Annotated in this window: 16 protein-coding genes; 11 read left to right on the top strand and 5 right to left on the bottom strand. The window is 67.7% G+C overall.

The window, feature by feature from the left end; all coding sequences use genetic code 11:
* Positions 1-3 precede the first annotated feature (3 nt).
* Together KZ498_RS03115 and hisA are read right to left on the bottom strand one after the other, a co-directional pair.
* Positions 4-606 carry a methyltransferase domain-containing protein gene (locus tag KZ498_RS03115; RefSeq protein WP_312616726.1) on the bottom strand — a complete coding sequence of 201 codons (603 nt, stop codon included), beginning with the start codon at positions 604-606 and terminating at the stop codon, positions 4-6.
* 45 nt (positions 607-651) lie between these two features.
* Positions 652-1,392 (bottom strand): 1-(5-phosphoribosyl)-5-[(5-phosphoribosylamino)methylideneamino]imidazole-4-carboxamide isomerase, encoded by a 741-nt coding sequence (gene hisA, locus KZ498_RS03110; RefSeq protein ID WP_312617344.1) that lies wholly within the window; start codon positions 1,390-1,392, stop codon positions 652-654.
* 111 nt (positions 1,393-1,503) lie between these two features.
* Here hisA and KZ498_RS03105 point away from each other — a divergent pair, with 111 nt between their 5' ends.
* The 6 genes from KZ498_RS03105 (at position 1,504) to KZ498_RS03080 (ending at position 6,844) form a co-directional block, all read left to right on the top strand.
* On the top strand, positions 1,504-2,382 hold the full coding sequence (locus KZ498_RS03105; RefSeq protein WP_312616724.1) for a hypothetical protein: 879 nt from the start codon (positions 1,504-1,506) through the stop codon (positions 2,380-2,382).
* A 65-nt stretch (positions 2,383-2,447) separates the two neighbouring features.
* Entirely contained in the window at positions 2,448-3,656 is a 1,209-nt protein-coding gene (locus KZ498_RS03100) for an inorganic phosphate transporter (RefSeq protein ID WP_312616722.1), read from the top strand.
* Between the two features lie 126 nt (positions 3,657-3,782).
* Positions 3,783-4,172 (top strand): ferredoxin Fer1, encoded by a 390-nt coding sequence (gene fer1, locus KZ498_RS03095; protein ID WP_312616719.1) that lies wholly within the window; start codon positions 3,783-3,785, stop codon positions 4,170-4,172.
* 102 nt (positions 4,173-4,274) lie between these two features.
* Positions 4,275-5,294, top strand: a complete 1,020-nt coding sequence (locus tag KZ498_RS03090; protein ID WP_312616718.1) for an A24 family peptidase C-terminal domain-containing protein — start codon at positions 4,275-4,277, stop codon at positions 5,292-5,294.
* A 42-nt stretch (positions 5,295-5,336) separates the two neighbouring features.
* A complete protein-coding gene (hisI, locus tag KZ498_RS03085; RefSeq protein WP_312616717.1) occupies positions 5,337-5,699 on the top strand; it encodes a phosphoribosyl-AMP cyclohydrolase in 363 nt (120 codons plus the stop codon).
* Positions 5,699-6,844 (top strand): hypothetical protein, encoded by a 1,146-nt coding sequence (locus KZ498_RS03080; RefSeq protein WP_312616716.1) that lies wholly within the window; start codon positions 5,699-5,701, stop codon positions 6,842-6,844. Before hisI ends, KZ498_RS03080 begins: the two co-directional genes overlap by 1 nt.
* Here KZ498_RS03080 and glmM read toward each other — a convergent pair.
* Complete coding sequence (glmM, locus tag KZ498_RS03075) at positions 6,829-8,208, bottom strand: phosphoglucosamine mutase (protein WP_312616715.1); 1,380 nt, start codon at positions 8,206-8,208, stop codon at positions 6,829-6,831. The two genes, KZ498_RS03080 and glmM, sit on opposite strands and share 16 nt — an antisense overlap.
* 86 nt (positions 8,209-8,294) lie before the next feature.
* On the opposite strand from glmM, the gene pyrE reads away from it, so the two are divergent.
* Both pyrE and KZ498_RS03065 read left to right on the top strand, forming a co-directional pair.
* Positions 8,295-8,846, top strand: coding sequence for an orotate phosphoribosyltransferase (gene pyrE, locus KZ498_RS03070; RefSeq protein WP_312616714.1), 552 nt, complete (start codon positions 8,295-8,297; stop codon positions 8,844-8,846).
* 84 nt (positions 8,847-8,930) lie between these two features.
* Positions 8,931-9,179, top strand: coding sequence for a glutathione S-transferase N-terminal domain-containing protein (locus tag KZ498_RS03065; protein WP_312616713.1), 249 nt, complete (start codon positions 8,931-8,933; stop codon positions 9,177-9,179).
* Positions 9,180-9,230: 51 nt separating this feature from the next.
* Here the strand turns inward: KZ498_RS03065 and KZ498_RS03060 are convergent, their stop codons facing one another.
* Positions 9,231-10,199: a transcriptional regulator gene (locus tag KZ498_RS03060; RefSeq protein ID WP_312616712.1), complete on the bottom strand. Its 969-nt coding sequence runs from the start codon at positions 10,197-10,199 to the stop codon at positions 9,231-9,233.
* 120 nt (positions 10,200-10,319) lie between these two features.
* On the opposite strand from KZ498_RS03060, the gene KZ498_RS03055 reads away from it, so the two are divergent.
* The 3 genes from KZ498_RS03055 to KZ498_RS03045 all read left to right on the top strand — a co-directional run bounded on the left by KZ498_RS03055 (position 10,320) and on the right by KZ498_RS03045 (position 12,278).
* Complete coding sequence (locus KZ498_RS03055; RefSeq protein WP_312616711.1) at positions 10,320-11,585, top strand: tRNA(Ile)(2)-agmatinylcytidine synthase; 1,266 nt, start codon at positions 10,320-10,322, stop codon at positions 11,583-11,585.
* A gap of 226 nt (positions 11,586-11,811) precedes the next feature.
* Complete coding sequence (locus tag KZ498_RS03050) at positions 11,812-12,018, top strand: hypothetical protein (RefSeq protein WP_312616710.1); 207 nt, start codon at positions 11,812-11,814, stop codon at positions 12,016-12,018.
* Positions 12,019-12,074: 56 nt separating this feature from the next.
* A complete protein-coding gene (locus KZ498_RS03045; RefSeq protein WP_312616708.1) occupies positions 12,075-12,278 on the top strand; it encodes a hypothetical protein in 204 nt (67 codons plus the stop codon).
* Between the two features lies 1 nt (position 12,279).
* Here KZ498_RS03045 and KZ498_RS03040 read toward each other — a convergent pair whose 3' ends face one another.
* On the bottom strand, positions 12,280-13,338 hold the full coding sequence (locus tag KZ498_RS03040) for a pyridoxal-phosphate dependent enzyme (RefSeq protein WP_312616706.1): 1,059 nt from the start codon (positions 13,336-13,338) through the stop codon (positions 12,280-12,282).
* Positions 13,339-13,469 lie beyond the last annotated feature (131 nt).

Raw genomic sequence — 13,469 nt, 5'->3', positions numbered from 1 at the left:
CCGCTAATCGCCGCCGAGCGTGGCGAAGACGAACTCGCTGTCGCTTCCGAGGGGGTCTGTCGCAGTGACCGTCTCCGTCTCGGTGAAGCCGGCGTCGGCCAGCTGGTCCAGGGTCGCCCGCCGCCCCGGTGCCGAGAAGAACATCGACCCGCCCATCCAGCCCCGACGGACGGTCTCGAACTGCCCGCCCGGTAGCGTCATCAACACGACGCCGCCGGGTCGGAGCACGCGGGCGAACTCCCGGTAGACGGCCGGATGCTGGTCCCGCGGGACGTGAAAGACGGCGTGATAGGCCGTGACTGCGTCCACGCTGTCGATCGTGATCGGGAGTGCTGTCATGTCGCCCTGAACCAGTCGGCTCCCCGGTACCGTCTCTGCGGCGAGGTCCAGCCCCGCACGCGAGAAGTCGAGGCCGACGCTGTCCGGCGGGAGGTTCGCCAGCGTCCGCGCGCCGTCGCCACAGCCCACGTCGAGAACTGTCGGCGCTTCGGGGAGCCGTTCGAGCAGGTCATCGAGCAGGGCCGCGTCAGACCCGGTCGGGTCGCGCCGCTCGGCGTAGGTCTCGGAGACGCTGTCCCACGCGCGACGCACCTCGTTTCGGTCCATACGTGTCCTGTGGGCGCCATACGGTTATGGGTTCAGCCGGGCTGGCTACTCCGCGGACTCGCCGAGCGCGGCAATCGCCGCGTCGAGCGTGAACTGTCCCTCGTAGAGGGCGCTGCCGACGACGACGGCGGCGGCCCCGGCCGACCGGAGCGCCAGCACGTCGTCGATAGTCGCGACGCCACCGCTTGCGATGACCGGGATGTCGACGCTGTCGACCAGCCGGCGGACCGGCTCTGTCCGGACCCCCTCCAGTTGCCCCTCCACGTCGACGTCGGTAAACAGGATGCCGCCGGCCCCGAGGTCGGCGTACCGCTCGGCGGCCTCGGCTGGGTCCAGGCCGGTCCCTTCGGTCCAGCCCGACACCACGACCTCGCCGTCCTTCGCGTCGAGGCTCACCAGTACACTGCCGGGGTGGTCCTCACTGATTTCGCCGACGATGTCGGGGTTCTCGACGGCCGCCGTACCGAGGATGACGCGGTCCAGCCCGCGGTCCAGCAGCGAGACGGCGTCCTCGGCGGTCCGGATGCCGCCGCCCAGTTGCACGTCCACGTCGGCTCCCACCGCGTCGAGGACGGCGTCGATGGCCGCCGCGTTCTGTCGCTCGCCCTCGAACGCGCCGTCGAGGTCGACGAGATGGAGCGTCCGCGCACCGGCGTCGACCCACCGCTGTGCGGCCTCGACAGGGTCGCCGTAGGTCTTCTCGGTGCCGCGCTCGCCGCCGACCAGTTGGACCACCTGTCCGTCCTGCATGTCGACCGCGGGCACGACCTCGAACTCGGGGAACATGGCCGGTGGTCCGGCGGCGGCCGTCGAAAGCGTGTCGGTCCGCTGTGCCCGGACGACTGACTGGCTCCGGTGTACCCCCATCCTTTTACGCCGTGATGGGAAAGGTCCGCTATGGTTACTGCAACACTCGTCCTCACACCGCTCGCCCGTCGGCTCGAGGCAATCATGTTCGGGCGGTACGAGCGCGAGTACCGGCTGTTCGAGCAGGTCGTGCTGGTCGTCGCCGTCGCCCTGGCCCTGGCCTGGGGACTGACCGCGTTCGGTGTCCTGCCGCTGGGTGCCGGGGCGGCGTCGGTGCTCGCGACTGCTGCGAGCGTCGCCATCTCGGCGTTCGTCGTCGTCGGCCTCCTGCAGTTCCTGGTCCTCGCGAACGTCCTCGAACGGACCAACGAGGACGTCGCCACGAAGGCCGCTGAACTGGAAGAGGCCGCCGAGCAACTGGAGACGACCGCCGAGGAACTGGAGACGACCGCCGATTCGGTCGAGGACGCCGCGGAAACGGTCGACGAGGCCGCCGAGGACGTCGAGAGAACTGCAGACGACGTCGAGAAAACCGCAGACGAGGTCGAGCAGACGGCCGACGAGGTCGAACAGACCGTCGACGAGGTCGAACAGACTGCCGAGGAGGTCGAACAGACCGCGACCCAGACCGGCGACGCGGACGCGGCCGAGAAGGTCACCGAGGTCAAGGACAAGACGACAGAAGTCAAAGACAAGACGACCGAGGTCAAGGACAAGGCGACGGAAGCGAAAGACAAGACGACCGAAGTGAAAGACAAGACGACCGAGGTCAAAGACAAGACCAGCGACGCGAAACGGACCGCCGAGTCGGTCACCGATGAGGTCGAAGCGGCAAAGGAGACGGCGAGCGAGGTCGAGGAGACCGCGGCAGAAGTCGAGGAGACGGTGCCGGCCGACGACGAGCACCTCGTTTCGGAGGGCGGCGAGGCCGACACCGACGACGGTGACTCGGACGAGCGGTCGCCGTAGCGGTTGCCGCCGCCGGTCGAGCACCTGTTCGGTACGTTTTAACCCGGTGAGGAACTGGCACCTGTATGGTTGAAGTTCTCTTCGCCCTCGGTGTTCTGGTGGCTATCTTCGTCGGGTTCAACATCGGGGGGTCTTCAACGGGTGTCGCGTTCGGGCCTGCAGTCGGGTCGAACACGCTTTCGAAGCTCTCGGCAGCGGCCCTGATGACGGTATTCGCGATGGCCGGCGGGCTCCTCGTGGGCCCGGCCGTCGTCGAGAGCCTGGGTAGTGACCTCGTCGCGACGCAGTTCTCGCCGCTGATCAGCATCGTCGTCCTGTTTTTCATCGGCGTCGCGCTGTTTCTCTCGAACGTGGTCGGCGTGCCGGCGTCGACGTCGATGACGGCCGTCGGGGCGATCGCCGGTCTCGGCCTCGCTCGCGGGACGCTGAACGCCGCCCTGATGCTCGAAATCGTCTCCTGGTGGCTCGTCTCGCCCATCATCGCCTTCTGGGTCAGCGGCGTCATCGGCCGGTACTTCTACCCGCGCCTCGTCGAGTGGTTCGCGGTCTCCCAGAGCGAAGGGGCGTTGCTCGATTTCGACCGCTCCGGTGCGATTCCACGGCCTGTACTCGGCGACAACACGACACAGCGGGAGTTCGTCGGCACCGTCGTCGTCATCGGTATCGGGTGTTACATGGGCTTCTCGGCGGGCGCATCGAACGTCGCCAACGCCGTCGCCCCCCTCGTGGGCAACGGCTCACTGGACCTGTACCCGGCTATCCTGCTCGGCGGCGGCGCTATCGGCCTCGGTGCGTTCACCATCGCCCGCCGGACGATGGACACGGTCGGTAACGACCTGACCGACCTCCCGCTGGTCGCCGCCATCGTCGTCGCGGCAGTCGCCTCTACCATCGTCACTTTCCTCTCCGCGCTGGGTATCCCGGCGAGTTTCGTGATCATCGCCACGATGAGCATCGTCGGGCTCGGGTGGGGTCGCGCGACGCGAACGACGAGCCTCTCCGATACCGTCCACGGTGAGGCGCCCGTCGCCTCCGTCGGCGCGCTGACTACCGATGCGGAGGCCGCGGAGGCCCCGACCGTCGGCGGCAAGAAGGGGACGCCGAAGCCGGCCGAGACCGAGCCCATCGGCGAGGAATCGCGGGAGGACATCCCGTCTGCGTCGGACCTGTTCGAACCCGGAACCACCGCTCGGGTGATCTTCCTCCAGAACATCGTCCCCTCGATCGCGACGCTCGCAGCGTATCTGGTGTTCCGGTTCCTGCCGATCTTCTGAACGGCGGTCATCCCGATGGGTGTCCCGCCGATTCTCCGACGAATCGCCGCGTTGTCCCTCATTATTTCTCACGATGAAACTCCGAAGGGCAAAGTCTAACAGGCCGGGGTTCGAACCTTTCAGGTGATGCCCACGGTAGAGTACCTTAATTACGAAGTAGTGGATGATAACGGCTGGGACATGTACGACGATGACGTCTTCGCAGAGGCGTCCGACCAGGACCTCTCTGACGAGGACTACGGCTCCCTCGAGGTGAACGAAGGCGAGTACATCCTGGAGGCCGCCGAGGCACAGGGCTATGACTGGCCCTTCTCGTGTCGCGCCGGGGCCTGTGCGAACTGTGCTGCCATCGTTCTCGAAGGCGACATCGACATGGACATGCAGCAGATCCTCAGCGACGAGGAAGTCGAAGACAAGAACGTTCGCCTGACCTGCATCGGCAGTCCGGACGCCGACGAGGTCAAGATCGTCTACAACGCCAAGCATCTCGACTACCTGCAGAACCGCGTCATATAACGCGGCCCCTGCAGCGAACCACGCTTTCTTCTCCCGGTAGCAACTGCATCAGACAGCCGTCGTATCGGAACCATTAGGGGCTCCGCTGTGTTGCGTGTAGCCGTGCTTGGGTCGATACCGGACCTGCTTCGGCTGGTGGCCGTCCCGGTGTTCGGATGGGCGGCCTACCGCGACGTGAAGACCCGACGGGTGCCCAACCGGACCTGGACCCCGCTGGCCGTGCTGGCGGTCGTACTTCTGCTGTGGGACGCCTACACTGTGTGGACTGGCCCGACCGCGGTCGGTCAGCGGCTGTTTCTCATCAGGGTCGCGATCAGTCTCGGCTTCGTCGTCCCGCTGTCGTACGGCTTCTGGCTCATCGGCGGGTTCGGCGGGGCCGACGCGAAGGCGTTCATGCTCGTCGCCGTCCTCTTTCCCGTCTATCCGGTGTACTACCTGCCGACCGCCGCCTTCCCGCTCCAGCAGACCGCTATCGGCGTCTTCTCGCTGACGGTGCTCTCGAACACCGTCCTCGCCGGCGTCGTCTATCCGCTGGCCGTCGCCGCCGGCAACCTCGCCCGGGGCCGCTTCTCGCTGGCGATGTTCATCGGGCGGCCCGTTCCCGCCGCGTCCGTCATCGACGAGTACGGCCGACTGCTCGAATCGCCCGACGGGTTCGACCGCGGCGGCCTCGACCTCGATGCCCTCCGGATGTATCTGCGCTGGCGCGGCTGCTCGCTCGCCGACGTCCGGGCCGACCCCGACCGCCATCGGCGTCCGACCTCCCTCCCGGCGGTCCCGAACGACCCCGGCGACGGTTCACTGGCGACCGACGGCGGCGATAGGGTGGCCGGAGACGTGGGCGGCCCGACGGACTACGACGCCGAAACCGACGCGCCCGACGCGCCCGACACTATCGACGACCCGTGGGGTGCCGAGCGGTTCCTGGACGACATCGACCACTCCGCCTACGGCACGTCACCGGCCCAGCTCCGTGACGGGCTGGACGTCCTCGTCGAACAGGACGAGGTGTGGATCTCGCCCGGGATTCCCTTCCTCGTCCCGATGTTCGCCGGGCTGGTCGTCTCGCTCACCTACGGCGACGTGCTGTTCTCGCTGTTGCAGACGGTCGGGCTGGCCTGACCTAGCAGAAGACCTATTTTTCGGACACGCCTCCGCCCGAGTATGACCGACGTCGACCTCGCGTTCGACGAGCAGGAGTACATCCCCGCTGTCGCCCAGGACGCGGACACCGGCGAGGTGCTCATGCTCGCCTACGTCACCGAGGAAGCGCTTCGGAAGACCCGCGAGACGGGCGAGGCCCACTACTACTCGCGGAGCCGCGACGAACTCTGGCACAAAGGCGGGACGAGCGGCCACACGCAGGCCGTCGAGGAGGTACGGGTCGACTGCGACGGCGACGCCTTGCTGTACGTCGTCGACCAGACCGGCGGGGCCTGCCACACCGGCTACGAGTCCTGTTTCCACCGGACCGTCGACGGCGAGACGGTCGGTGAGCAAGTGTTTGACCCCGACGACGTGTACTGATGGCGCAACCCGATACCGAGAGTAGCAGCGGAACCCCCGATGCCGTACAGCGCCTCGAACAGGCCGCCGAGGCGTACGACCGGGCACAGGAACGCGTCGAGGAAATCGGTGCGGACCCGTTGCGTGACTGCCGTGACGTCTACAGCGAACTGTGGAGCCTGCTCGAGAGCTACGACGGCCGAGCGACCGGCGGCGGCGACTTCGAGGCGTTCATGGAGTTCCAGGGCCGGGTCGGGACGCTGACCGACGACCTCCCCGAGGACCTGCCCGAGCGCGATACGTTCGAAGAAATCGACGATTTCCTCCAGCAGCGACGGCTCACCGAGGGCGACTTCGAGGAGGCCCGGGAGATGCTGTCGCCCATCGGCGACCTCGTCGGGCGGCTCGACGAACTCGACGACGCACGCGAGCAGTACAAGAAAGCCCGGACCGACGCCGGCCGTCGACGCGACCAGCTGAGCGACCGCATCGACGAGCTGGAACGCCTCCAGCGGCTCGGCGACGCCGACCTCGACGCGCCGGTCGAGCATCTCCGTGAGCCAATCGAACGCTACAACGACGCCGTCACCGAGGCGTTCACCGAGTTCCGGCGCAACACGCCGGCCAGAGACGCGCTAGCGGTCCTCGAGCGGGCGGACGCGTACCCGCTGGTCGAGTTCCGGTCCCCGCCCGCGGAACTGCTGACGTACGTCCGCGAGCACGACGCCGGGCGGGAGCCGATTCCGACGCTGCTCGAGTACGCTGACTACTCCGCCTCGAAGCTGGACCACTACGTCGACGACGCCGCGGCGCTGCGAAGCGCCGTCGCCACCCGGCAGACGTATCTCCGGCGGCTCGACGCCGAGCCGGTTCGGGTCGACTGGCCGCCGCCGTCGGCCGACGCCCTGCCGTGGTACTGCCGGGCGTACCGCTCGGTCGTCGCCCGCTTTGCCGACGAGTCCGTCGTCGCGGCACTGCGGGACGTGCGTGCCCTCGCGGACCGGGACGACTACGAGCGGCTCCGGGAGAGCGCCGTCGCTCGCTCGGAACTCACAGAGCGGGAGCGCGAACGGCTGGCCAGCGGTGCTGTCGAGCAGGAACTGTCGACCGCTCGGGAGGCGAGAGCGGCTATCGACGACGCGCTGGCAACTTATTCGTCGCTGTAGAGGCTCGTTTGCTGGGTCGCTCGGCCCACCATCGTCTCCGCGAGTTCCTCGGCCCGGTCGAGCGTGCGCGCTTCGGCGTAGACGCGGACGACGGGCTCCGTTCCGGACGGACGGGCCAGCACCCAGCCGTCGCCGTAGTCGAGGCGGTAGCCGTCCGTCGTGTCGAGGTCGGCCGTCGCGTCGGTGGCATGGGCCTCGATGCCTTCGAGCATCGCCTCGCGCTCGTCTTCGGTCTCGTACTCGAGGTTCCGCCGGACGTTGTAGTAGTCGTCGTAGGCGCCAGCGACCTCGCTTGCGGGCCGCTCGGCGACGAGTTCGAGGAACTTCGCGGCGGTGAACGCGCCGTCCCTGGAAATCCGGTAGTCGGGGAAGAGGATGCCGCCGTTGCCTTCGCCGGCAATCGCGACGTGTGTACCCTCGTCTTGCAGTCTGCGGATGCGGCTGACGATGTATGTCGAGCCGATCGGGGTAAGCGAGAGGGTCGCGCCGGCGTCCTCGACCACGTCGACCAGCCGCTGGGAGGCGTTGACCGCCGAGACGACGCCGTCGCCGGCGTCAATCTCCGCCGCCGCGAGCGCGGCCAGCGCGGCGTCGCCTTCGATGTGTGTCCCGGTCTCGTCGACGAACATCGCGCGGTCGGCGTCGCCGTCGTGGGCGAACCCGAGGTCGGCGTCGGTCGCCCGGACGAACGTCCGCAGGTCTTCGAGGTTCTCGGCGACGGGTTCGGGGTCGCGGCCGGGGAAGTGGCCGTCGGGCTGGGTGTTGACGGTGTGGACTTCACAGCCGAGGTCGCGGAACAAGTCGGGACTGGTCAGCGACCCCGCGCCGTGGCCGGGGTCGACGACGATAGTGAGGTCGGCGTCGGCGATGCGGTCGCGGTCGACGGCGGTAAGCACCTGTTCGCGGTAGCGACGGCGAGCGCTGTCGATGGCGGTGTCGGACCCGACGGTCTCCCAGTCCGCGTAGGTGGGGGTGTCGTCCCGGAGCGACTGTTCGATGTGGTCGAGCGTGTCTCGTGTCAGTTCGACGCCGTCCGGACCGATGAGTTTCACCCCGTTGTACGCGGCCGGATTGTGGCTCGCGGTAATCATCACGCCCGGGACCCCCTTGCGCTCGCAGTAGGCCTGCAGCCCCGGCGTCGGGACGACGCCGAGGCGGTCGATGTCGAAGCTGACCCCCGTCAGCCCGCTGGTCGCGGCGTTGGTGAACGTCCGCCCGGTCGTTCGCGTGTCCCGGGCGATGGCCACGCGGTCGTGGTCGTCACGCCAGACGTCCCCGGCGGCCTGTGCAACCCGCAGGACGTACCGCGGTGTCAGCTCATCGCCCGCGACACCCCGGACGCCGCTCGACCCGAACACTTGCATTCAAGCGAGTGTCTGAGTGCAAGCGGCTTAGGAATGTCGCTGTCTGAATCCAACAGCCATTAGCCCCGTGACCGTCCAGTCAGCGTATGGCAAACGACGACCTCATCGCGGCGCTGCGGGACGCTGACGCCGTCAAATTCGGGGAGTTCGAGCTCTCCCACGGCGGCACGTCGAACTACTACGTCGACAAGTACGTCTTCGAGACCAACCCCGCCTGTCTGGACCTCATCGCCGGGGCCTTCGCAGAGCGCATCGCCGAGTGGGACACGGAGGCGACCCTCGCCGGCGTCGCCCTCGGTGCGGTCCCGCTGGTCGCGGTCACGAGCGTCGAGACGGGCATCCCCTACGTCATCGCCCGCAAGCAAGCCAAGGAGTACGGCACGGGCAACCGCATCGAGGGGACTCTGACCGACGACGAGGAGGTCATCATCCTCGAAGACATCGCGACGACCGGCCAGAGCGCGGTCGACGCCGCCGAGGCCCTTCGTGAGGCCGGCGCCGTCGTCAACCGCGTGCTCGTCGTCGTCGACCGCGAGGAAGGAGCCAGCGAGAACCTCGCCGAACACGGCCTCGAACTCTCGTCGCTCGTGACCGCGTCGGACCTGCTCGCTGACGCGCCCGACGACATCGACGCCTAGGGCCTGTCACGTCGTCGCGACGCTGCGCGACCGGGACACACCACCGATGTGTTCTTGACGGTGGCCCGCTTACGCGGGGGTGCAATGGCTACTCTGGAACTCTACGAACTCGAGGGCTGTCCGTACTGCGCGAAGGTAATCAAGAAGCTCGACGAGCTCGGCCTCGACTACGAGTCACACATGGTCCCGCGGTCCCACGGCGACCGGACCGAAGTGAAGGAGGTCTCGGGCCAGACCGGTGTTCCGGTCCTCGTCGACAAGGACCACGGCGTCGACGGGATGCCGGAGTCCGACGACATCGTCGAATATCTCGAAGAGACGTACGGGCAGTAGACCCGACTCTGCGACCGTTTTCGTTCGTGACTGACGACGACCAGCGACCGCTCAGGCGACCTCTTCGCGGTCCTCGCCCCGTTCCATAATCAGGTCCCGCAGGTCGTCGGCGTCCTGGATGTCGTCCATCTCGCCTTTCGAGATGAGCGCGGTCCCGTCGACGGATTCGCGACGGAGCTCGTCGACGACGTACACCGACCGGGTCCGGGTCACCTCGCCGACCGAGGACATGATTCGCGCTCGCTTCTCGGCCGTCTCGGTGAACGCGGAGTGGCCGGCCAGCACCTGCTCGCGTTGGTCCTCGCTCTCGTTGACGCTCTTGAACGGCGCGCGGTCCGTCGGGTGGACCTCGAAGCCGATGCGGGTGAACACCGTCACGATTGGCTCGTCCTCCGGCGCGACGTCCGGGTCGTCCGGTGTCGGCTCGTCGTCGCGGACCTCCTCGGCGCCGTCGAGCACGCTCACCGGTGAGGTCAGCGGCGCGTCGAACAGGTCTTCGAGCTCGGCGGCCACCTCGACGGAGGCGTCCATCCCGTCCTCGTATTTGGAGACTGTCCGCCGCGAGACGCCGAGTTCCTTCGCCAGGCGGCCCAGCGACCAGTCGCGGTTCTCGCGGACGTCCGCCAGGATCTCCGAGTCGATGTTGACGTAGAGCCCGCCCGGAGCGGCGTAGATGAGCGGCGGGACCTCCTCGACGAACAGGTCCATCGCGGTGTCGGGCGACAGCACCGGGACGCCGTGGCGGAAGTAGACGACGCCGGGTTTCAGCTCCTCGTCGCGGGTCCGAAGGCCGACCACAATCGGCGTGGCGTTCAGATACGTGCCAAGTCGCCGCATCTCGCCGCCGGTCTGTGCGTCGAAGGCGTCGATGTTGCCCAGTATCTTCAGGAGCAACACGTCCTCACCGCGACGGGCAGCGATGTCGAAACTCTTCGGCCGAATCGCACAGCGGTCGCTGACGAGGAAGCCAGCGTCTTCGAGCATCGCCATGACGTTTTCCACCAGCGCCGACCGTGACATAGTACTCTGTACCTCTACTGATTATAGACCGTTCACCCATTATATGCATTGCGCCGCCCGTTGAACCTTCAGGCCGGGCGTGACGAAAGGGGTTTGACCGCTACGGAGCTACAGACGCCTGTGACTGTCGTCGGCCTCGACGATACGGACTCGCGCGAGCGGGGAATGTGTACGACCTACGCCGCCGCCGCCCTCGCCGAGTCAATCCGGGACGCCGGGGGGACCGTCGAGCGACTGCTCCTCGTTCGACTGAACCCCGCCGTCAAACACAAGACACGCGGGAACGCGGCACTGGCGGTGCATACGGATCTTCCGGCCGAGACGGCGTTCGGACTGGCCGAGGACGCACTCGACATGGCCGAAACCGACGACCCCCGAACCAACCCCGGCGCTATCGTCGCGGACTGCGACCCCGAGAGCGTTCCACCGCAGGTCGCAACGTTCGCCCGCGAGACCATCCGCTCGATACAGGACCCAGTGGCCGCGACGACGCTGGCCGACGTGGTCGGGTTCGCCCGCTGTCAGCGGGGCAACGGCCGCGGACTGGTCGGCGCGCTCGCGGCGGTCGGCGCCTGGGCCGCGCTGTCGGACTGGACGTACGAACACATCGCCTACCGGGAGCGTGGCCGGTGGGGCACCGAGCGGTCAGTCGACGCTGAGAGCGTCCGCGCCGCGGCCCAGGAGCACTACCCGGCCGTGTGGGACACCGTCGACGATGCGTCTGGCTATCCGGTCTGTGTGCCGCGGACACCGTGTCCGATCCTCTACGGGATTCGCGGCGACGACCCCGCCGCCTGCCGCGCCGTCGCCGATGCTATCGACAGCGAACCCGTCGCTCGGCGGGCGACGTTCGTGACGAACCAGGGGACGGACGTCCATCTACAGGACGCGACGCTCGACGCGGTCACGGCCGACAGCGCCTACCGCGTCACCGGCAGCGTGGTCGAAGCCCCCGAAACGCGGGAGGGCGGGCACGTGTTCGTCACGCTCAGAGGCGACGGCGCGACTCTCGACTGTGCGGCCTTCGAGCCCACGAAGGGCTTTCGCGACCGGGTCCGCTCGCTCAGGGCGGGCGACAGGGTTACCGTCTGTGGCGAGGTGAGCGACGGCACGCTCAAACTGGAGAAGTTCGCGGTCCGGGACCTCGTTCGGACGGAATCCGTCACGCCGGACTGCCCGGACTGTGGTCGGTCGATGAAATCCGCGGGTCGGAACCAGGGCTATCGGTGTCGGGACTGCGGGACCAGCGCCGACGGCAGGGTCGAGCGCCCCGTCGAGCGGGACCTGGAACACGGGTGGTACGAGGTGCCACCGGTCGCTCGCCGCCACATCGCGAAGCCGCTGGTCCGCGGCGGGTTCGACGCGCCCACCCACCCGTCCCGCTGATACGGGTCGGTGTCGCGACGTACCGGTATGTGTCGACCCCAGGGCACTATCTGAACTAATATCCGTCCGTCTGAGACAGTGATACCGCCTGTGCACTTGTCGCCCGGCGACCCGCCCGGTTCGAACGGATTACCGATGGGTAGGCGCCACGAACATTCCGGTAATATCGGGATATCGGGCGATTTAAACGACGGATAACAATATTGATACCCCGTTATATGCGGGCATGAGCAGTGAGGGATCAGACGTTCAGCGGCAGAAGACGACAGAGGGCGGGGTCGCCGAGAAGCTACTGACTATCGAACACGAGCCGGCTGCGGGTGGCGGGCAGCGTTCGATCGTCCATCCACCCGGCCTGGAGAGTCCAGAACTGGAGACGAAGTGGCTCGCCGTCTCGTCGGACCATCTCGTCTCTCTCGACGACGTTCGGTAGTCCTTACGCCCGATAATCGACTGGTAACAATAATAACACCTGTCGTGAACCGAGACATGGACTCCGATACCCGGTCGACGAGCGAGGTGACGGCAGCGACCGACGCTGACGAGGGGACGCTGCCTGCCGTGGTGCGCTCCCGCCCCGACGGCAGCGAGCGACTCATCTGCTACGCCCCGGACGTCGAAACGACGGACGTAGAAGACCAGTGGCTCTCCGTCGACGCCGACTTTCCGGTTTCGACGCTGCTGATGCGGTAGCTCAGTCGTTTCGACCGGTCAACGCAACCACCACGTCGTCACCGTCCTGGATTTCTCCTCGCTCTCTGAACTGGGTTAGCGCCGCTGTCGCCGTCGCACAGGTCGGCTCGACGTGAAACCCTGACGCCCCGAGCCGGTCCCGTTCCCGCTCCGTCGCCGCCGCAGAGACGGAGACGGCGCCGCCACCGGTTTCCTCGATGGCCCGCCGGATCTGGTGTCGGCGCGGTGGGTCCCGGATGTGGATGCCGTCGGCGAGTTCGTTGGCGTCACCCGGCGAACTGCCGTCCCCGTCAGCGATTGGACTGTACCCGGTCGCCTGCGCACCCAGTATGCGTGGGACAGTGTCCGTCCACCCGGCTCGCTGTAGTGTTCTGAATCCGCGGTAGAGGCCCAGAAACAGCGTCCCGTGGCCCAGCGGCGTGACGACGGCGTCCGGGACGGTCCAGTCCCGCTGGGCGGCGATCTCGTAGGCGGCCGTCGCCGTCCCGGCGAAAAAGGCGGGGTTCCAGGCGTGGCTGGCGTACCAGCCAGTCCCGTTCTCCACGGCGTCGACGCAGGCCGCCGTTACGGACTCTCTACTCCCCTCGACCGCGACGACGTCGGCTCCGGTCCGCTCGATGCGGCGGCGCTTCGCCGCCTTCGCGCCCTCGGGGACGTATATCTCCGCGTCCAGGCCCGCCCGTGCCGCGTAGGACGCGACTGCCAGCCCGGCGTTGCCCGAGGAGTCTTCGAGCACGCGGTCGGCCCCGACCTCCAGGGCTTCGGCGATGACCGTCGCCGCGCCGCGGTCCTTGAAACTCCCCGTCGGGTGAAGCGACTCCAGTTTGAACGTGGCGTCCCACCCGGGCGCGTCGACCAGCGGCGTCCACCCCTCACCTAAGCTGACCCGCTCGCTCATCGGGAGGAAGTCGGCGAAGTCCCAGACGCCGCTGGCCCGCGAGAACTGCTCCGGCCGGCTGTCGGGAAGTGGCTGGGTGGCGTAGTCGAGTGGTCCCCCACAGGAACATCGCCAGGGCTCCTCGCGGGGATACTCCCGGTCGCAGACGCTACAGGTGCGCATGGTCGTACTGGGTGGCCGACGGCCCAAAAGCTGGCGGCGTCTGCGGTCGCGGTAGTCGGTGCCTGCGGCCAGATTGGTGGAGCATATAGAGCGGTGGCCGGGCGGCCGCTCCGTCGGCCGCCCCGGGGAAG

This window comes from Haloarcula sp. 1CSR25-25, from assembly GCF_032027985.1.
GTDB lineage: Archaea > Halobacteriota > Halobacteria > Halobacteriales > Haloarculaceae > Haloarcula.
The sequence above is the reverse complement of the archived record's forward strand: the minus strand, read 5'-3'. Positions and strand labels throughout refer to the sequence as shown.

What these genes read in the sequence shown, in the direction of transcription:
- KZ498_RS03115 (WP_312616726.1), bottom strand. Translation starts at nt 606, where the DNA reads ATGGACCGAAACGAGGTGCGTCGCGCGTGGGACAGCGTCTCCGAGACC.
- hisA (WP_312617344.1), bottom strand. Translation starts at nt 1,392, where the DNA reads ATGTTCCCCGAGTTCGAGGTCGTGCCCGCGGTCGACATGCAGGACGGA.
- KZ498_RS03105 (WP_312616724.1), top strand. Translation starts at nt 1,504, where the DNA reads ATGGTTACTGCAACACTCGTCCTCACACCGCTCGCCCGTCGGCTCGAG.
- KZ498_RS03100 (WP_312616722.1), top strand. Translation starts at nt 2,448, where the DNA reads ATGGTTGAAGTTCTCTTCGCCCTCGGTGTTCTGGTGGCTATCTTCGTC.
- fer1 (WP_312616719.1), top strand. Translation starts at nt 3,783, where the DNA reads ATGCCCACGGTAGAGTACCTTAATTACGAAGTAGTGGATGATAACGGC.
- hisI (WP_312616717.1), top strand. Translation starts at nt 5,337, where the DNA reads ATGACCGACGTCGACCTCGCGTTCGACGAGCAGGAGTACATCCCCGCT.
- KZ498_RS03080 (WP_312616716.1), top strand. Translation starts at nt 5,699, where the DNA reads ATGGCGCAACCCGATACCGAGAGTAGCAGCGGAACCCCCGATGCCGTA.
- glmM (WP_312616715.1), bottom strand. Translation starts at nt 8,208, where the DNA reads ATGCAAGTGTTCGGGTCGAGCGGCGTCCGGGGTGTCGCGGGCGATGAG.
- pyrE (WP_312616714.1), top strand. Translation starts at nt 8,295, where the DNA reads ATGGCAAACGACGACCTCATCGCGGCGCTGCGGGACGCTGACGCCGTC.
- KZ498_RS03065 (WP_312616713.1), top strand. Translation starts at nt 8,931, where the DNA reads ATGGCTACTCTGGAACTCTACGAACTCGAGGGCTGTCCGTACTGCGCG.
- KZ498_RS03060 (WP_312616712.1), bottom strand. Translation starts at nt 10,199, where the DNA reads ATGTCACGGTCGGCGCTGGTGGAAAACGTCATGGCGATGCTCGAAGAC.
- KZ498_RS03050 (WP_312616710.1), top strand. Translation starts at nt 11,812, where the DNA reads ATGAGCAGTGAGGGATCAGACGTTCAGCGGCAGAAGACGACAGAGGGC.
- KZ498_RS03045 (WP_312616708.1), top strand. Translation starts at nt 12,075, where the DNA reads ATGGACTCCGATACCCGGTCGACGAGCGAGGTGACGGCAGCGACCGAC.
- KZ498_RS03040 (WP_312616706.1), bottom strand. Translation starts at nt 13,338, where the DNA reads ATGCGCACCTGTAGCGTCTGCGACCGGGAGTATCCCCGCGAGGAGCCC.